The 17,851-nt window shown below is 69.7% G+C and carries 16 protein-coding genes; 15 read left to right on the forward strand and 1 reads right to left on the reverse strand.

What is annotated here, in order from left to right:
* Positions 1-5: 5 nt before the first annotated feature.
* Positions 6-1,598 (reverse strand): FMN-binding glutamate synthase family protein, encoded by a 1,593-nt coding sequence (locus tag DYE07_RS01105; RefSeq protein WP_115296147.1) that lies wholly within the window; start codon positions 1,596-1,598, stop codon positions 6-8.
* Between the two features lie 224 nt (positions 1,599-1,822).
* Between DYE07_RS01105 and efp the strand changes: the two genes are divergently transcribed.
* The 15 genes from efp (at position 1,823) to metK (ending at position 17,764) form a co-directional block, all read left to right on the forward strand.
* On the forward strand, positions 1,823-2,383 hold the full coding sequence (efp, locus tag DYE07_RS01110; protein ID WP_006943829.1) for an elongation factor P: 561 nt from the start codon (positions 1,823-1,825) through the stop codon (positions 2,381-2,383).
* 3 nt (positions 2,384-2,386) lie between these two features.
* Positions 2,387-2,803, forward strand: coding sequence for a transcription antitermination factor NusB (gene nusB, locus DYE07_RS01115; RefSeq protein ID WP_115296148.1), 417 nt, complete (start codon positions 2,387-2,389; stop codon positions 2,801-2,803).
* A 100-nt stretch (positions 2,804-2,903) separates the two neighbouring features.
* Positions 2,904-3,560 carry a P-loop NTPase family protein gene (locus DYE07_RS01120; protein ID WP_062258140.1) on the forward strand — a complete coding sequence of 219 codons (657 nt, stop codon included), beginning with the start codon at positions 2,904-2,906 and terminating at the stop codon, positions 3,558-3,560.
* A 173-nt stretch (positions 3,561-3,733) separates the two neighbouring features.
* Positions 3,734-4,360 (forward strand): bifunctional pyr operon transcriptional regulator/uracil phosphoribosyltransferase PyrR, encoded by a 627-nt coding sequence (gene pyrR, locus DYE07_RS01125; RefSeq protein ID WP_006943833.1) that lies wholly within the window; start codon positions 3,734-3,736, stop codon positions 4,358-4,360.
* Positions 4,357-5,298 carry an aspartate carbamoyltransferase catalytic subunit gene (locus DYE07_RS01130; protein WP_006943772.1) on the forward strand — a complete coding sequence of 314 codons (942 nt, stop codon included), beginning with the start codon at positions 4,357-4,359 and terminating at the stop codon, positions 5,296-5,298. Before pyrR ends, DYE07_RS01130 begins: the two co-directional genes overlap by 4 nt.
* Positions 5,295-6,599, forward strand: a complete 1,305-nt coding sequence (locus tag DYE07_RS01135; protein WP_115296149.1) for a dihydroorotase — start codon at positions 5,295-5,297, stop codon at positions 6,597-6,599. Before DYE07_RS01130 ends, DYE07_RS01135 begins: the two co-directional genes overlap by 4 nt.
* Positions 6,596-7,795 carry a glutamine-hydrolyzing carbamoyl-phosphate synthase small subunit gene (gene carA, locus DYE07_RS01140; RefSeq protein ID WP_074039459.1) on the forward strand — a complete coding sequence of 400 codons (1,200 nt, stop codon included), beginning with the start codon at positions 6,596-6,598 and terminating at the stop codon, positions 7,793-7,795. Before DYE07_RS01135 ends, carA begins: the two co-directional genes overlap by 4 nt.
* Positions 7,795-11,103, forward strand: a complete 3,309-nt coding sequence (gene carB / locus DYE07_RS01145; RefSeq protein WP_115296150.1) for a carbamoyl-phosphate synthase large subunit — start codon at positions 7,795-7,797, stop codon at positions 11,101-11,103. The genes carA and carB overlap by 1 nt, the downstream gene beginning before the upstream one ends.
* A gap of 65 nt (positions 11,104-11,168) precedes the next feature.
* Positions 11,169-12,026, forward strand: coding sequence for an iron-sulfur cluster-binding protein (locus DYE07_RS01150; RefSeq protein ID WP_237723732.1), 858 nt, complete (start codon positions 11,169-11,171; stop codon positions 12,024-12,026).
* Positions 12,023-12,961, forward strand: coding sequence for a dihydroorotate dehydrogenase (locus DYE07_RS01155; protein ID WP_115296152.1), 939 nt, complete (start codon positions 12,023-12,025; stop codon positions 12,959-12,961). The genes DYE07_RS01150 and DYE07_RS01155 overlap by 4 nt, the downstream gene beginning before the upstream one ends.
* 226 nt (positions 12,962-13,187) lie before the next feature.
* The gene (pyrF, locus tag DYE07_RS01160) at positions 13,188-14,072 is read left to right on the forward strand and encodes an orotidine-5'-phosphate decarboxylase (protein ID WP_074045238.1); all 885 of its coding nucleotides are present in this window, start codon (positions 13,188-13,190) and stop codon (positions 14,070-14,072) included.
* A gap of 182 nt (positions 14,073-14,254) precedes the next feature.
* Positions 14,255-14,821 (forward strand): guanylate kinase, encoded by a 567-nt coding sequence (gene gmk, locus DYE07_RS01165; RefSeq protein ID WP_038568496.1) that lies wholly within the window; start codon positions 14,255-14,257, stop codon positions 14,819-14,821.
* A gap of 76 nt (positions 14,822-14,897) precedes the next feature.
* On the forward strand, positions 14,898-15,161 hold the full coding sequence (rpoZ, locus tag DYE07_RS01170) for a DNA-directed RNA polymerase subunit omega (RefSeq protein WP_006943764.1): 264 nt from the start codon (positions 14,898-14,900) through the stop codon (positions 15,159-15,161).
* 13 nt (positions 15,162-15,174) lie between these two features.
* Positions 15,175-16,488, forward strand: coding sequence for a bifunctional phosphopantothenoylcysteine decarboxylase/phosphopantothenate synthase (locus tag DYE07_RS01175; protein ID WP_115296153.1), 1,314 nt, complete (start codon positions 15,175-15,177; stop codon positions 16,486-16,488).
* A gap of 58 nt (positions 16,489-16,546) precedes the next feature.
* The gene (gene metK / locus DYE07_RS01180) at positions 16,547-17,764 is read left to right on the forward strand and encodes a methionine adenosyltransferase (RefSeq protein ID WP_038568493.1); all 1,218 of its coding nucleotides are present in this window, start codon (positions 16,547-16,549) and stop codon (positions 17,762-17,764) included.
* Positions 17,765-17,851: the final 87 nt, after the last annotated feature.

Consider the following 17,851-nt stretch of genomic DNA (forward strand, 5'->3'; position numbering starts at 1 on the left):
GCCGTTCAGCGCGTCGGCTGCTCCTTCTTCGCCGTCTCGCGGTCACCGGCGGCGGTGCCGGCGTTCTCGAAGTCGCCGGCGACCATGATGTCGGTGATCTCGCGCGCCAGTTCGTCGCCGAGGCGCCCCCAGTCGGGCTGGTAGCCGAAGACGTCGGCGAGGCCTGTGCCCTTGCGCATCCCGTCGAGCAATTCGACGTCGTCGGGCGTCAGCAGACCGGGGTGCGCGACGCCGACGGCGTCACTGATCTTCAGCAGGTCCTTGCGCAGCGCGACGAGGTAGTTCGCGAGGCGAACCTTCTTGAGCTCGGGGTCAAGGCCGTGCGCGAGCCACGCGTTCTGCGTCGCGACGCCCGTCGGGCAGGTGTCCTCGTGGCACTTCTGCGTCTGCAGGCAGCCGATCGACAGCATCGCCTCGCGCGCGACGTTGATCATGTCGGCCCCCATCGCGAACGCCTGCGCCGCCGTGATCGGCAGGCCGAGCTTGCCGGAGGCGATGAACACGACGTCGTCGGTGAGGCCGGCCTCCGCGAACAGGGCGTAGACGCGCGAGAAGCCGACGGCCCAGGGGAGCGCGACCGAGTCGGAGAACACGACGGGCGCCGCACCCGTGCCACCCTCGCCGCCGTCGATCGTCACGAAGTCGACTCCGCGGCGCGGGCCGTCGACGCTCGACATCGCTGCCGTCAGCTGCTGCCAGAAACCCATCTCGCCGACGGCCGACTTGATGCCCACGGGCAGGCCTGTGCGCTCGGCGATCGTCTCGACGAGGTCGAGCATCGAGTCGATGTCGTGGAACGCGGTGTGCCGTGACGGCGAGACGACGGTCTCGCCCTGCGGGACGCCGCGGATGTCGGCGATCTCCTTCGTCACCTTCGCGCCGGGCAGGACGCCGCCGAGGCCCGGTTTGGCGCCTTGGGAGAGCTTAATCTCGATGGCCCTGACGGGCGCCGACTCGACGACGGTGACGAGCTTGTCGAGGTCCAAGTGGCCGTCTTCGGCACGGCAGCCGAAGTAGCCGGTGCCGATCTGCAGGATGAGGTCGCCGCCGCTTCGGTGATAGGTGGACAACCCGCCCTCGCCGGTGTTGTGCATCGCCCCGGCGAGTGCGACGCCCTTGTTGAGCGCGGTGATCGCCGCGCCGGAGAGCGAGCCGAAGCTCATCGCGGAGACGTTGACGACCGAGCGCGGACGGAACGCCTTGGCGCGTCCGCGGGCGCCGCCGAGCACCTTCGCACAGGGGATGGCGTGGTCGTCGGTCTCCGCGGCATGCGACTGCGCGAACGTGCGGTGCTTGACGATCGGGTAGCCCTCGTTCCTCTCGAGGTCGTTGTCGGTGCCGAAGCCGACGTAGTTGTTGACGCCCTTGGCCGAGCGGTAGATCCAGGCGCGCTGGTCGCGGCTGAACGGGCGCTCCTCGTCGTTGCCGGCGACGATGTACTGCCGCATCTCGGGGCCGATCAGCTCGATCGCGTAGCGCGCGTGGCCGAGGACGGGGAAGTTGCGCAGCAGCGAGTGGTTCTTCTGCGTGAGGTCGTAGGCGGCGACACCGGCCGTGCCGAGTGCGGGCAGGGCGGCTACGAGGCGAGTCCACTTCATGCGCCCAGTATGGCGAGGCTCGACGTGAAATGCATCACGCGCAGGTGTGGAACGTCGATCGGGGGAGGTGCGCTCACACGATAGACTTGATGCTGATGCCCGTGCGCCTGCGCGGGCGATTGTTGACCGGCCGCGCGGATCACCGTCCGCAGCGGCATCACCCGGGTGCGCGTTCACGGGGCCGACGAGCCCTGGCGCTGCCCGATGAACGAAGGCGGATCTCCATGGCGAGCACGAACGACCTCAAGAACGGCATGGTTCTCAAGATCGACAACGGGCTGTGGTCCGTCGTCGAGTTCCAGCACGTCAAGCCCGGCAAGGGCCCGGCCTTCGTCCGCACGAAGCTCAAGAACGTCATGAGCGGCAAGATCGTCGACAAGACGTTCAACGCCGGCGTCAAGGTCGAGACGGCCAACGTCGACCGCTCCGACATGCAGTACCTCTACAAGGACGGCGACGACTACGTGTTCATGGACACGAAGACGTACGACCAGATCAACATCCCGGCCACCGCCGTCGGTGACGCCGCGAACTTCCTGCTCGAGAACCAAGAGGCGATCGTCGCGCAGAACGACGGCACCGTCCTCTACGTCGAGCTGCCTGCGTCCGTCGTCCTGGAGATCACGCACACCGAGCCGGGCCTGCAGGGCGACCGCTCCACCGGTGGGACGAAGCCCGCGACGCTCGAGACGGGCGCCGAGATCCAGGTGCCGCTGTTCCTCGAGCAGGGCACGAAGGTCAAGGTCGACACGCGCGACGGCTCCTACCTCGGCCGCGTCTCCTGATCGATGGGTGCTCGCACCAAGGCGCGCAAGCGCGCCCTCGACCTGTTGTTCGAAGCCGAGCAGCGTGACATCAACGCGAAGGACCTGCTCGACGAGCGCGTCCTCGCGCCCGTGACGCCGGCTCCGTTGCCGGAGTACACCGCGGTGCTCGTGCGCGGCGTCGTCGACCACTGGCGCACGATCAACGAAGCGCTCGAGACGTACGCACGCGGTTGGACGCTCGATCGCATGCCTGCCGTCGACCGCGCCCTGCTGCGCGTCGCGGCCTACGAGGTGCTCTACGTCGACGACGTGCCCGACGGCGTCGCCGTCTCCGAGGCCAAGAACCTCGCGACCGAGCTGTCGACCGACAACTCGCCGCAGTTCATCGGTGGTCTGCTGACCAAGCTGTCCGAAGTGAAGTCGAGCATCGTCGACTGACGGCCCCGTCCACCACTCACATGACACGACCCACCCGTTCGCGCGGGTGGGTCGTGTCATGTCGCTCGCGTGGGCCTGAGTGCCCCGATATGCTCGGATCATGCCCGTCGCCTCCCTCTCCGATGTCGAACACGCGCAGCGAGTGCTGTTGTACGGCGTCACGGGATCGGGCAAGTCGACGGCCGCGGCGCGGCTCGGCGCTGCCCTGGGGCTGCCCGTCCACCTCGTCGACGACGAGGTCGGGTGGCTGCCCGGCTGGGTCGAGCGTCCGCAGGACGAGCAGCGGGCTCTGGCGCACCAGATGGCGAGCGCAGAGGGCTGGGTCGTCGATTCGGCGTACGGCGCCTGGAGGGACGTCATGCTCGAGCGGGCGCAGGTCGTCATCGCGCTCGACTACTCGCGTGCCCTCACCCTCTCCCGCCTCGTGCGCCGCTGCGTCCATCGCCTCACCACTCGCACGCCCGTGTGCAACGGGAACACGGAGAACGTGCGACAGCTGTTCTCGCGCAACTCAATCGTGCGGTGGCACTTCTCATCGTTCGCGCGCAAACGCGAGCGCATGCGCCGTTGGGAGGCTGCGCCGGAGGGGGTGCCCGTGCTGCGGCTGACGCATCCGCGCGAGTTCGACCGGCTCGTCCAGTCGCTGGAGCTAGACAACATCGGGGCCGCGTCGCGAGAAGCAGCGCTGCGGCACGGCGGCATCGATGACCTGCCCGTCCCGGCCCGTGACGACGCGGCGCGCTTCGTCGAGTTCTGAACGCTCATTCACGGTGTCCGACCTCGGAGACTGCCAAGAGCAGGTCACCAGGCCGAGTGCCGGGGTCCCAACAGGACGACGCCGGTCAGGCGTGGCCGGCGAGGCGCGATAAGGTGGGCAGCGGAATCATCCTTTAACGATCCGTCCTGTGAGGCGGCGAAGGAGGCCTGCGCATGACGCGCGACGCTCTCGGCGTACCCGGTGACGGGGACGTCTCGACATCACGAACCACTCCCGACGACGGCCGCGTGGTCCTGTCGGCCCCCGAGATCGGTCGCGCTCTGCGCCGCATCTCTCACGAGATCCTCGAACGCAACAAGGGCGCGGACGACCTCGTCCTGCTTGGCATCCCGACGCGTGGCGCGCACCTCGCCCGCCGCCTGGCCGACGCGCTCAAGGACGTCGAAGGCATCGACATCCCCGTCGGCACGCTCGACGTCACGATGTACCGCGATGACCTGCGTGCCAACCCCGCCCGCGTGGCGCATCAGAGCGACATCCCCGCAGCCGGCATCGATGGGCGAACCGTCGTCCTCGTCGACGACGTGCTCTTCTCCGGACGCACCGTGCGCGCCGCCCTCGATGCGCTCGGCGACCTCGGGCGCCCCAAGGCCGTCCGCCTCGCCGTCCTCGTCGACCGTGGCCACCGCGAACTGCCGATCCGCGCTGACCACGTCGGCAAGAACCTGCCGACGGCGACGAGCGAGCACGTGCGCGTGCGCGTCGCCGAGACCGACGGCAGCGACGAGGTGCGCATCAGCGGCCCCGCCGCGCCGCAGCAGCGAAAGGACGCGTCGTGAAGCACCTGCTGTCGGCCGCCGACCTCACCCACGACGACGCCGAGATGATCCTCGAGACGGCCGCCGCCATGCACGACGTGCAGAACCGCGAGGTCAAGAAACTGCCCGCGCTGCGCGGACGCACCGTCGTCAACCTGTTCTTCGAGGACTCGACGCGCACCCGCAGCTCCTTCGAGATCGCCGGGAAATGGCTGTCTGCGGACGTCATCAACGTCAGTGCGAAGGGCTCGAGCGTCAGCAAGGGCGAGTCGCTACGCGACACCGTGATGACGGTCGCGGCCATGGGCGTCGACGGCCTCGTCATCCGCCACAACCGCAGCGGAGCGCCGCTGCAGGTGAGCCAGTGGGTCGACTGCATGGTGGTCAACGCCGGCGACGGCACCCACGAGCACCCGACGCAGGCGCTGCTCGACGCCTACACGATGCAGGCGCAGCTCGGCACGCTCGAGGGCAAGCACGTCGCGATCGTCGGTGACCTCACGCACAGTCGCGTCGTGCGCTCCAACCTCATCCTGCTCAAGACCCTCGGCGCGCACGTCACGCTCGTCGCGCCGCCGACGCTCATGCCGTCCGGCATCGCCGCCTGGGCTGCGCGCGACGGCTTCGACGTCAGCTACGACCTCGACGCCGTGCTGCCGCACGTCGACGCCGTCATGATGCTGCGCGTGCAGCGCGAACGCATGTCCGGCGGCTACTTCCCGACGCCGCGCGAGTACACCGTCGGGTATGGCCTGACGCGCGACCGCCTCGCGCTGCTGCCGCAGCATGCCGTCATCTGCCACCCGGGCCCGATGAACCGAGGCCTCGAGATCAGCCCCGACGCCGCCGACGAAGCACGCTCGAAGGTGCTCGACCAGGTGAGCGCCGGCGTCGCCGTGCGCATGAGCGTCCTGTACCACCTACTCGCCTCGAACTCGACGGAAGGAGCTCAGGCATGAGCGACCACGCAGGCCCCGTTCTCATCACCGGCGCCGACGTCGTCGGCACCGGCGCGGCCGACATCCTCGTGCGAGACGGCGCCATCGCCGAGATCGGTACGAACCTCGACGCCGCCGGCGCGACGCGCGTCGACGCCGACGGACTCGTCGCGCTGCCCGGCCTCGTCGACCTGCACACCCACCTGCGCGAACCGGGCCGCGAGGACGCCGAGACGATCGCGACGGGTTCGGCGGCTGCCGCCGCCGGCGGCTTCACGTCCGTCTTCGCGATGGCCAACACGAACCCCGTGACGGACACCGCCGAGGCCGCGGAGCGCATCGCCGAACTGGGGGAGCGCGTCGGACTCGTCGACGTCCACCCCATCGGCGCCGTGACGAAGAACCTCGCCGGCGAGGAACTCGCCGAGCTCGGCCTCATGGCCCGCTCGCGCGCCGCCGTCCGGGTCTTCTCCGACGACGGCAAGTGCGTGCACGACAGCCGCCTCATGCGTCGCGCGCTCGAGTACGTCAAGACGTACGACGGCGTCGTCAGCCAGCACGCGCAGGACCCGAACCTCGCGGACGGCCAGGCCTGCTGCCACGAGGGTGAGATCTCCGGACGCCTCGGCCTGCCAGGCTGGCCCGGCGTCGCGGAGGAGGTCATCGTCGCGCGTGACGTCATGCTCGCGCGCCACACCGGCAGCCGCGTCCACGTCGCGCACGCGTCGACGGCGGGCACCGTCGAGGTGCTGCGCTGGGCGAAGTCGCTCGGCATCGCCGTGACCGCGGAGGCCACCCCACACCACCTCATGCTGCCGACGGACCTCGTCGAGAGCTACGACCCGGTCTACAAGGTCAACCCGCCGCTACGCCCGAGCGAGGACATCGAGGCCGTGCGCGAGGCGCTCGCCGACGGCACGATCGACATCGTCGCGACCGACCACGCGCCGCACGCGCGCCACGACAAGGAGCACGCGTTCGCGGACGCCGTGTTCGGCATGCTCGGCCTCGAGCAGGCGCTCGCCGTCGTCCACACGACGATGGTCGCCACGGGCCGCATGACGTGGCAACAGGTCGCCGATGCGATGTCGACGAAGCCCGCCGCGATCGCCCGGCTGGGCTCGCACGGCCAGGGCCTCGTCGCCGGCGCACCCGCCAACATCACGCTCTTCGACCCGTCCGTCACCGTCACGGTGAACAAGGACGACTCGAAGTCGCTTTCCCGCAACAACCCCTGGCACGGCCACACGCTCGAGGGCGCTGTGGTCTCGACGTACCTGCGCGGACGTCGCACCTTCCACGACGGAGAGGTTCAGCAGTGAACGACACCACCCCCGCCACGACGAAGCGCGCCAGTGCGTTCGTCTCGCGCGAACCGGCCTGCCTCGTCCTCGAGGACGGACGCATCTTCCGCGGCCGCAGCTACGGCGCGATCGGCACGACGTTCGGTGAGGCCGTGTTCTCGACCGGCATGTCCGGCTACCAGGAGACGCTGACGGACCCGAGCTACCACAAGCAGGTCGTCGTCATGACGGCCCCGCACGTCGGCAACACGGGCATGAACGACGAGGACTACGAGTCGGGCAAGATCTGGGTGGCCGGCTACGTCGTGCGCGACCCCGCCATCCGCCCGTCGAACTGGCGCTCGGTGCGCACCCTCGAGGACGACCTCGCCGAGCAGGGCATCGTCGGTATCTGCGACATCGACACACGCGCCCTGACGCGCCACCTGCGCGAGCGCGGCGCGATGCGCGTCGGTGTGTTCTCGGGTGCGGACGCCGCGAACAGCGACGCCGACCTGCTCGACGCGGTGAAGAACGCCCCGCAGATGGAGGGCTCCGAGCTCGCATCCGAGGTCGCGACGAAGGAGGCATACGTCGTCGAGGCGAAGGGTGAGAAGAAGTTCACCGTCGCGGCCGTCGACCTCGGTATCAAGTCGAACACGCCGCGGATGATGAGCGAGCGTGGCATCGAGGTGCACGTGCTGCCGGCGACGGTGGCGCTCGACGACATCACGGCGATCAACCCCGACGGCGTGTTCTTCTCGAACGGCCCCGGCGACCCGGCGACGGCGCCGCAGGTCGAGCTGCTGCGCGACGTGCTCGCGGCCGGCATCCCGTACTTCGGCATCTGCTTCGGCAACCAGCTGCTCGGGCGCGCGCTCGGGTTCGGCACGTACAAGCTGAAGTACGGCCACCGCGGCATCAACGTGCCGGTGCTCGACAAGGCGAGCGGCACCGTCGAGATCACCGCGCAGAACCACGGCTTCGCCGTCGACGCCCCGATCGAGGGATCGACGCAGGCGCCCAGCGACGCCGAACACGGCACGAGCTTCGGGCGCGTCGAGGTCTCGCACGTGTGCCTCAACGACGACGTCGTCGAAGGCCTGCGTTGCCTCGACATCCCGGCGTTCTCCGTCCAGTACCACCCCGAAGCCGCGGCCGGCCCGCACGACGCGGCGTACCTGTTCGACCGCTTCGTCGAGATGATGAGCGACAACCAGAAGGTGAACGCCTGATGCCCAAGAACACCGACATCAAGAGCGTCCTCGTCATCGGCTCCGGCCCGATCGTCATCGGTCAGGCCGCCGAGTTCGACTACTCGGGGACGCAGGCCTGCCGCGTCCTGCGCGAGGAGGGCCTGCGCGTCATCCTCGTCAACTCGAACCCGGCGACGATCATGACCGACCCGGAGACGGCCGACGTCACGTACGTCGAGCCGATCACGCCGGAGATCGTGGAATCGATCATCGCCAAGGAGCGCCCGGACGCGGTGCTCGCGACCCTCGGTGGTCAGACCGCGCTCAACACCGCGATCGCGCTGCACAAGAACGGCGTCCTCGAGAAGTACGGCTGCCCGCTCATCGGCGCCAACGTCGAGGCGATCGAGCTCGGCGAGGACCGTGAGAAGTTCAAGGGCGTCGTCGAGCGCTGTGGCGCCGAATCGGCCAAGAGCCACATCTGCCACACGATGGACGAGGTGCTCGCCGCCGCCGACGACCTCGGCTACCCCGTCGTCGTGCGCCCGTCGTTCACGATGGGCGGCCTCGGTTCCGGCTTCGCCTACGACGAGACCGATCTGCGCCGCATGGCCGGCGCGGGCCTGCAGGCGAGCCCCGTGACCGAGGTGCTGCTCGAGGAGTCGATCCTCGGGTGGAAGGAGTACGAGCTCGAGGTGATGAGGGACAACGTCGACAATGTCGTTGTTGTCTGCTCGATCGAGAACTTCGACCCGATGGGCGTGCACACCGGTGACTCGATCACCGTGGCTCCCGCTCTGACGCTCACCGACCGCGAGTACCAGCGCATGCGCGACGTCGGCATCGCCGTCATCCGCGAGGTCGGCGTCGACACCGGTGGCTGCAACATCCAGTTCGCCATCAACCCGGCCGACGGGCGCATGATCGTCATCGAGATGAACCCGCGCGTGTCGCGTTCCTCGGCGCTCGCGTCGAAGGCGACCGGCTTCCCGATCGCGAAGATCGCCGCGAAGATGGCCATCGGTTACTCGCTCGACGAGGTGCCGAACGACATCACCGCCGAGACCCCGGCGAGCTTCGAGCCGACGCTCGATTACATCGTCGTCAAGGTGCCGCGCTTCGCGTTCGAGAAGTTCCCCGCCGCCGACCGCACGCTGACGACGACGATGAAGTCCGTCGGCGAGGCGATGGCGCTGGGCCGCAACTTCACCGAGGCGCTGCAGAAGGCGCTGCGCTCGATCGAACGCAGCGACGGCCAGTTCCACTGGGATCCGGCGAGCGAGGTGACGAGCCGCGACGAGGCACTCGAGATCCTCGAGCGCTCCAAGCAGCCGACGGACGGACGCATCGTCCTCGTGCAGCAGGCGCTGCGCGCGGGCCTCAGCGTCGAGGAGGTGCACGAGGCGACGAAGATCGACCCGTGGTTCCTCGACCAGATGCAGCTCATCAACGACGTCGCGTCCGAGATCGCGGCGGCGCCCCAGCTGACGCCCGACCTGCTGCGCCTGGCGAAGAAGCACGGTTTCTCCGACGCCCAGATCGCGCAGCTGACGGGCATGAAGCAGGACGTCGTGCGCGGCGTGCGTCATGCCCTCGGCGTGCGCCCGGTCTACAAGACGGTCGACACGTGCGCCGCCGAGTTCGCCGCCCAGACGCCGTACTACTACTCCTCCTACGACGAGGAGAGCGAGGTGCTGTCGCGCGAGAAGCCGGCCGTCATCATCCTCGGATCGGGCCCGAACCGCATCGGTCAGGGCATCGAGTTCGACTACTCGTGCGTGCACGCCTCGTTCGCGCTGCGTGACGCCGGGTACGACACGATCATGGTCAACTGCAACCCCGAGACCGTCTCGACGGACTACGACACGAGCTCGCGCCTGTACTTCGAGCCGCTGACGCTCGAGGACGTGCTCGAGGTCGTCCACGCCGAGAGCGAGGCCGGCCCGATCGCGGGCGTCATCGTCCAGCTGGGCGGTCAGACGCCGCTCGGGCTCGCGAAGGCGCTCAAGGACGAGGGGGTGCCGATCGTCGGCACCTCGCCGGAGGCCATCGACCTGGCGGAGGACCGCGGCGCGTTCGGGCGCGTGCTCGCCGACGCGAAGCTGCCCGCGCCGCGTCACGGCATCGCCTTCTCGGCCGAGGAGGCCATCGAGGTCGCCCGCGAGATCGGCTACCCCGTGCTCGTGCGCCCGAGCTACGTGCTCGGCGGGCGCGGCATGGAGATCGTCTACGACGACGAGACGCTGCGCGGCTACGTCACGCGCGCGACGACGGCGTCGCCGGAGCACCCCGTGCTCGTGGACCGCTTCCTCGACGAGGCGATCGAGATCGACGTCGACGCGCTCTTCGACGGCGAGGACATGTACCTCGGCGGCATCATGGAACACGTCGAGGAGGCCGGCATCCACTCCGGTGACTCCGCGTGCGTCCTGCCGCCCGCGACCCTCGGCACCGAAGAGCTCGAGCGCGTGCGCGCCTCGACGCTGGCGCTCGCTCAGGGCATCGGCGTACGCGGCCTGATGAACGTGCAGTTCGCGCTCGCGCAAGACGTGCTCTACGTCCTCGAGGCAAACCCGCGCGCCTCGCGCACCGTCCCGTTCGTCGCGAAGGCGACGTCCGTGCCGCTCGCGAAGGCCGCGGCGCGTGTCATGCTCGGCGCCTCGATCGCTGACCTGCGCACCGAAGGGCTGCTACCGCCGAGCGGCGACGGCGCCAAGCTGCCGATGGACGCGCCCGTCGCGGTCAAGGAGGCCGTGCTGCCCTTCCAGCGCTTCCGCACCGCCGAGGGGCAGGTCGTCGACTCGCTGCTCGGGCCGGAGATGCGCTCCACGGGTGAGGTCATGGGCATCGACGCCGACTTCGCCACGTCGTTCGCCAAGGCGCAGCTCGGCGCAGGGCAGGGGCTGCCGACGTCAGGCACCGTGTTCGTCTCGTGCGCGAACCGCGACAAGCGCGCGATGCTGTTCCCGATCAAGCGTCTCGTCGACCTCGGCTTCGAGATCCTCGCGACGCCCGGGACGTCGGATGTGCTGCGCCGCAACGGAATCGCCTCTACCGTGGTGCGCAAGCACTCCGAAGGCCCCGGGCCGGACGGGGAGAAGACGATCGTGTCGCAGATCCTCGACGGCGAGGTCGCGATGATCGTCAACACGCCGTCCGGGTCGGATGCACGCGCTGACGGCTACGCGATCCGCGCGGCAGGGACATCGATGAACGCGCCGATCCTCACGACGGTGCAGGAGCTCGCGGCCGCCGTGCAGGCCATCGAGGCCAGCATGCACGGCTCGTACGCGGTGAAGTCGCTGCAGGAGCACGCACGCGACCTCGACATGTACGGCACGCGCTGAGGCAGGTCGACATCGCCGGATCGACGCCGGTGACGGCTGCGACGACCTCGGGTGACGAGGGTGCCGTGAGTGGCTCCCGAGAGCCCAAGGACGTCGTCGCCGTCACCGGTGAACTCATCTCGACGCGACGTGTCGGCGCGTTCGTCGCGCACACGTTCGTCGCGGCGGGCATCGCCGAACTCGCGCGACCGGGGCAGCTCGTCTCGCTCGCCGTCGGGGATGACGCCTCCGCCATCGTGACGCGCCGTGCCCTGCCGCTTCGCTCGGTGACGCCGAGCGGCACGTACGGCGGCACCGTCGAGGTCGTCGTCGACCCCGATGCGGACGCCGGTTCGGCGTGGCTGGCTGCGCGGCGCCTGCACGACGAGGTGAGCATCCTCGGCCCGCTCGGACGCGGTTTCCCTATTCCGACGAACCCGGTGCCCGTCGTCGTCGCAGCGGTCGGGGCGGGCACGGCGTCGACCGTGTGGCTCGTCGAGACGCTGCGCCGCGCGGGCTGCCAGGTACCGCGGGTCGTCATCGGCGGTGAGGACGAGCGTCGGCTCCTCGGCGTCATCGAGGCGCGACGGCTCGTCGGCAGCGTCACGACGGTGGTGCCCGACGCGGGCGCGGGGGAGGACCTCGCGTACCGCATGCAGGTGGCGCTGGATGCGACGCTGCGTCAGCACGAGACGGCCCTCGTGTATGCGAGTGGCGACGTGACGTCCTTGGCCGCGATCACCGCTGCGGCGCAACGGCATTCGGTTCCCGTGCAGGCCGCGTTCGGCGTGCCGATGCCCTGTGGAACCGGGTTGTGCAGGGCGTGCGCGCTGCCCGTCGCGAACGCGGACGGGGAGGTGACGCCCGTGCGTTGCTGCACCGAAGGGCCCGTCCTGCCCGCCGATCGGATGGCGTGGGCGCAGTTGCTCGAGGTCTCGGCATGAGCGGGGCACTCGCGACGACGCTGGGGTTGAACAAGCTCGACTCACCCTTCATCGCGGCTTCTGGGTGTGCGGGGTACGGGCACGAACTCGTGCGCTGGGGTGGGCTCGGCGCGTTCGGTGCGCTCGTCACGCCGTCGCTGACGGTGGAGGCGCAGGACGCGTCGCGCGAACGCGTCATCGTCGAATCGCCGTCAGGGATCGTGCACCCGCACGACACGCCCAACGTCGGCGCGAACTCGCTCAACGCGACGCGTCTGCCGTGGGGGGTGACGGCGCCGACACCCGTCATCGTCTCCATCGCGGGTGCGACGAGCGGCGACTTCGCCGACGCGGCCGCGGCCGTACGGCGACGGACGGCGCTGCGTGGGGTGCTCGGCGTCGAGGTCAATCTCTCGGTCGCCAACGAGGCGAACAACGGGCGAGCGTTCGCCGGTGACGAGTACGCAGTGACGAAGGTGATCGCGCGCGTGCGGGAGCACCTGCCGCGCAACGTCATGCTCGCGGCGAAGCTGACGCTCGGTACCGACCTCGTCGAGTTGTCGCGCGCCTGCCTCAAGTCGGGTGCTGACGCACTCGTGCTCGGGCACGCTCCGGTCGCCTCCAGCATCGACGTGACGACGCTGCGCCCGCGCGCGGGCACCCGTGCTGCGATGGCCGGGCCGGCGTTGCTGCCGCTGACGGTCGGTGGCGTGTTCGAGGTGAAGGCCGCCATGGTGGCCGGTCGGTTGCCGACGGCACCCATCATCGCCGGGGGCGGCATCGCGTGCGTCGACGCCGCCGTCCAGGCGCTCGCGGCAGGGGCTTCGGCCGTCCAGGTGGGCTCGGCGCTCTTCCGCGATCCGCGGGCCGGGGTGAGGCTGCGGGACGGGCTTGCCGGTTTCCTCGCCGAGCGCGATCTCACCGTCGCCGGGCTCGTCGGGGCGGCGCATGCGTGACGTGACGCGCCGTGTGGTCGTGCACGAGAGCGACCGCCACCCATGGAAGCGCGCGCATTCCGCTTGTGCGATCGACGGCGGTTCGGCTCGTGCGTGACGCCGGCAACCATGTCATCCAGGCGCGCTGGGCCTCATCCTCGAACGGCCCACGGCGGCCGGGCTCGTGCGCGAGGCAGCCAGGGCCGAAGTCCTTTCCTGTTCATGTTTCATCTTCACGGAGGTTCCCATGACCACATCTGCTGAACCCGCTGCACGTGACAGCGCCGGCTTCGGCGCTCGGCTCGCGGCGACGCAGGCGCGCTTCGGGCCGGCGTGCGTCGGCATCGACCCACACCGCTCGCTCGTCGAGTCGTGGGAGCTCGACTACTCCTACTCCGGTGTCGAGCGGTTCGCGCTGACGTGCGTCGAGGCGTTCGGTGGGCGGGTCGCATCGGTGAAACCGCAGTCCGCCTTCTTCGAGGTGTTCGGCGCGCGGGGGGTGGCGCTGCTGGAGCGTGTGACCGCTGAGCTGCGCGCGGCGGGAACGCTCGTCATCCTCGACGTGAAGCGCGGCGACATCGGCACGACGATGACGGCGTACGGCGAGGCGTTCCTCGGCAAGGATGCGCCGGAACCCGCGGATGCCATCACCGTGAGCCCGTACCTCGGATACGAGTCGCTGCGGCCGGCGCTCGATCTCGCGCGTGACACCGGGCGCGGCGTGTTCGTGCTTGCGCTGACGTCGAACCCGGAGGGTGCGGGCGTGCAGCACGCCGTCACGCCGGGCGGCACCGTGGCGGGCGACATCGTGGCCGCCGCGACGCGCGACAACGCCGACGCGGCAGCGCGAGGGGAGTGGGGCCACGTCGGGTTCGTCATGGGCGCGACGATCGGTTCGGCCCTCGACGACCTCGGTCTGGGTGGCGCTCTCGCTGCCTCGAACGCGCCGATCCTCGCGCCCGGTTTCGGCGCACAGGGCGGCACCGTCGAGTCGATGCGATCGGTGTTCGGCGAGTCCATCTCACGCGTCATCCCGACGACGTCACGCGACGTCCTCAAGGCTGGCCCCTCCGTCGACGGGCTCGTCGCCGCCGTCGAGCGCACGCGTGAGTCGGTGGCCGGCCTCCGCTGAGCGGAGACAGGCATCGCGAGGCGCCCGGGCCGACTTGTGCCGGCGCTCCCCAGACGGTGCAGAACCGCACCGATCGGCAGATCGGCGGCGTCGGTGCGACCTGAGATGACGCTCGTGTGGTGCGCGCACCCATGTGAAAGGATGAGCGAACCGCTGATCGGGGCGGGCGTTGACGAAAGGGCATGGCGGTGAGTGCACGACTGGTCGTTCTGGCCGGGCCGACGGCTGTCGGCAAGGGGACGGTGGCCGCGTACATCCGCGAGCACTATCCCGAGGTGTGGCTGTCGGTGTCAGCGACGACGCGCCCGCCACGTCCGGGTGAGGTGGACGGTGTCCACTACTACTTCATGACGGACGACGAGTTCGCCGAGATGGCCGCGAACGGTGGTTTCCTCGAGCACGCCATCGTCCACGGTCGGGCGTCGTACGGCACGCCGAAGGCGCCCGTGGAGCAGGCCATCGCCGACGGCCGCCTCCCGCTGCTCGAGATCGACCTGCAGGGCGCGCGTCAGGTCAAGCAGAACGCCCCCGATGCGTTCTTCGTTTTCCTCGCGCCGCCGAGCTGGGACGAACTCGTTCGCCGACTCGTCGGCCGCGGCACCGAAACCCCCGAAGAGCGTGAGCGCCGCCTCGAGACCGCGAAGGTCGAACTCGCGGCGCAGAGCGAGTTCGACCACGTCATCGTCAACGACGATGTTCGGCGTGCCTCCGAAGAACTCGTATCATTGATGAGAACACCTGAACACTGAGGCACGTTCGCCTGCCCGCGCGCCGCGCATCACGCGCAGCGACGGCGGCCACGCGCCCCGAGGAGAAGAGGGACACATGTCCGGCACGAAGGCCGAGCCCATCGGCATCACCAACCCGCCCATCGACGACCTGCTCGAGATCGCGGACAGCAAGTACGCCCTCGTCACGTACGCGAGCAAGCGCGCCCGTCAGATCAACGGCTACTACAGCCAGCTCGCCGACGGCCTGCTCGACAACGTCGGCCCGCTCGTCGACGCCCAGCCGCAGGACAAGCCGCTCTCCATCGCGCTGCGCGAGATGAACGAGGGCCTGCTCTCCATCGAGAAGCTCGAAGCCTGAGTCGATCTCGCACATGCGCATCGTTCTCGGTGTGACAGGGGGCATCGCTGCCTACAAGGCGGCGTTGCTCCTTCGTCTTTTCACAGAAGCCGGCCACGACGTGACGGTCGTGCCCACCGCGTCAGCGCTCGAGTTCGTCGGCGCCCCGACGTGGGAGGCACTCTCCGGCAAGCCCGTGCAGACAGGCGTGTTCGAGAACGTCGCGCAGGTTCCGCACGTCCGGCTCGGGCAGAACGCCGACCTCGTCGTCGTCGCCCCCGCGACGGCCGACGTCCTCGCCAAGGCCGCGGCCGGCATGGCGAACGACCTGCTCACCAACACCCTGCTGACGGCGCGCTGCCCCGTCATCATGGCGCCGGCGATGCACACCGAGATGTGGCTGCACCCCGCGACGCAGGCGAACGTCGCGACGCTGCGCTCGCGTGGCGCGACGATCGTCGAGCCCGCGTCCGGGCGGCTGACGGGCGCCGACACCGGCGCCGGGCGCCTGCCCGACCCCGACGTCATCCGTGACGCGGCCCTCGCGGCTGCGGCGAGCGGAGAGCGACGTGGCGGCGCCACCGCGGGCGGCTTGGCCGAGACCACCGGGCGCGAGGAGGACGCCGTCACCCCGTCAGGCGCTCTGGCCGGCCGGACCGTGCTCGTCACCGCCGGCGGCACGCGCGAGGCCATCGACCCGGTGCGTTACCTCGGCAACCGCAGCAGCGGCAAGATGGGTTTCGCCATTGCGGCGGCGGCCGCCGATCGCGGCGCCGACGTCACGTTCGTCACGACGATGCAGCCCCCGGCCGACCTCGCGCAGCGCGTCCGCGTCGTCAGCGTCGAGAGCGCCCTTCAGATGCGTGACGCGGTGCTCGCCGCGACGCCCGACGTCCTCGTCATGGCGGCCGCGGTCGCCGACTTCCGTCCCGACCACGTCGCGGACGCCAAGATCAAGAAGACCCACGGCGACGACTCGGCGCCCGTCATCACCCTCGTACGCAACCCGGACATCCTCGCCGAGGCGGTGCGTCAGCGTGATGCAGAGCTCCAGCCGACAGCCGCGTCGACGAACGTGTCGAGCCGTGTCATCGTCGGCTTCGCGGCCGAGACGGGTGACGCTGACGGCGATGTTCTCCACCACGCCCGCGCGAAACTGGCCCGCAAGGGCTGCGACGTCCTCGTCGCCAACGAGGTGGGCGACGGCGTGACGTTCGCTCAGGATTCGTCGACGGCTCACCTGCTGCGCCGCGGCAGTGATGACGTCGTCACGGTCGGCCCGGCGCCCAAGTCTCACATCGCGGCGGCGCTGCTCGATCTCGTCGCCGACCTCGTCCCCTCTCAGTAACATCAACGATGGGTGCGTCGCACCCAGCCAGCAGCCGCTGCCCTAAGGAGTCATTCCGTTGTCTCGTCTCTTCACGTCCGAATCCGTCACCGAGGGCCACCCCGACAAGATCTGCGACCAGATCAGTGACGCGATTCTCGACGACATGCTGCGTCAGGACCCGCAGGCCCGCGTGGCCGTCGAGACGATGGTGACGACGGGTCTCGTCCACGTCGCCGGCGAGGTGCGCACCGAGGGGTACACGGACGTCGCGAAGCTCGTGCGCAAGGTGATCACGAACGTCGGCTACGACTCGTCCGAAAAGGGTTTCGACGGCCACAGCTGCGGCATCTCCGTCTCGATCGGCGCTCAGTCCGAGGACATCGCGCAGGGCGTGGACAGCGCTCACGAGCACCGCGTCGGCGGCGGCGAGGACCCCCTCGACAGCCAGGGCGCGGGCGACCAGGGCCTCATGTTCGGCTACGCGTGCGACGACACGCCCGAGTTCATGCCGCTGCCGATCCACCTCGCGCACCGCCTCTCCGAGCGCCTGACGAGCGTCCGCAAGAACGGCGACCTCGACTACCTGCGCCCCGACGGCAAGACGCAGGTGACGATCTCCTACGACGGTGACAAGGCCGTCGCGCTCGACACGCTCGTGCTGTCGACGCAGCACGACGCCGGCATCGACCTGGACGGCCAGCTCGCGCCCGACATCACGCGTCACGTCATCGAGCCCATCATCGCGGAGCTCGCGGCGAGCGGCGTCACACTCGACACGAACGAGATGCGTCAGCTCATCAACCCGACCGGCAAGTTCGTCATCGGTGGCCCGATGGGCGACGCGGGCCTCACCGGCCGCAAGATCATCGTCGACACCTACGGCGGCATGGCCCGCCATGGCGGCGGCGCCTTCTCCGGGAAGGACCCGTCGAAGGTCGACCGTTCGGCTGCGTACGCGATGCGCTGGGTGGCGAAGAACGTCGTCGCTGCGGGCCTCGCGAAGCGCTGCGAGGTGCAGGTCGCGTACGCCATCGGCAAGGCGCAGCCCGTCGGCCTCTACGTCGAGTGCTTCGGCACGGAGACGAAGCCGCTCGACGTCATCCAGAAGGCCATCGCGGACACGTTCGACCTGCGTCCGGCCGCTATCGTCGACGCGCTCGACCTGCTGCGCCCCATCTACCAGCCGACGGCCGCGTACGGCCACTTCGGTCGCACGAGCGCCGACGGCGTCGAGAACCCCTTCACGTGGGAGCAGACGAACCGCATCGAAGAGCTGCAGCGCGCGGCCGGCTGAGAGGCGTGATCCGTGCCGTGACCCGCTCGATCGGGCCGCGGCACGGTTGCTTTCAGGCCCCGAAACTCCCGGGATGCCGGGGTTGTC

The sequence above is a fragment of the Dermacoccus nishinomiyaensis genome, from assembly GCF_900447535.1.
Classification (GTDB): Bacteria; Actinomycetota; Actinomycetes; order Actinomycetales; family Dermatophilaceae; genus Dermacoccus; species Dermacoccus nishinomiyaensis.

Bases quoted from the DNA above. Each gene is read 5' to 3' on its own strand.
- DYE07_RS01135 (WP_115296149.1), top strand. From the start codon at position 5,295: ATGAGCGACCACGCAGGCCCCGTTCTCATCACCGGCGCCGACGTCGTC.
- DYE07_RS01155 (WP_115296152.1), top strand. From the start codon at position 12,023: ATGAGCGGGGCACTCGCGACGACGCTGGGGTTGAACAAGCTCGACTCA.
- efp (WP_006943829.1), top strand. From the start codon at position 1,823: ATGGCGAGCACGAACGACCTCAAGAACGGCATGGTTCTCAAGATCGAC.
- DYE07_RS01105 (WP_115296147.1), bottom strand. From the start codon at position 1,598: ATGAAGTGGACTCGCCTCGTAGCCGCCCTGCCCGCACTCGGCACGGCC.
- pyrR (WP_006943833.1), top strand. From the start codon at position 3,734: ATGACGCGCGACGCTCTCGGCGTACCCGGTGACGGGGACGTCTCGACA.
- DYE07_RS01120 (WP_062258140.1), top strand. From the start codon at position 2,904: ATGCCCGTCGCCTCCCTCTCCGATGTCGAACACGCGCAGCGAGTGCTG.
- DYE07_RS01175 (WP_115296153.1), top strand. From the start codon at position 15,175: ATGCGCATCGTTCTCGGTGTGACAGGGGGCATCGCTGCCTACAAGGCG.
- carB (WP_115296150.1), top strand. From the start codon at position 7,795: ATGCCCAAGAACACCGACATCAAGAGCGTCCTCGTCATCGGCTCCGGC.
- pyrF (WP_074045238.1), top strand. From the start codon at position 13,188: ATGACCACATCTGCTGAACCCGCTGCACGTGACAGCGCCGGCTTCGGC.
- gmk (WP_038568496.1), top strand. From the start codon at position 14,255: ATGGCGGTGAGTGCACGACTGGTCGTTCTGGCCGGGCCGACGGCTGTC.
- nusB (WP_115296148.1), top strand. From the start codon at position 2,387: ATGGGTGCTCGCACCAAGGCGCGCAAGCGCGCCCTCGACCTGTTGTTC.
- rpoZ (WP_006943764.1), top strand. From the start codon at position 14,898: ATGTCCGGCACGAAGGCCGAGCCCATCGGCATCACCAACCCGCCCATC.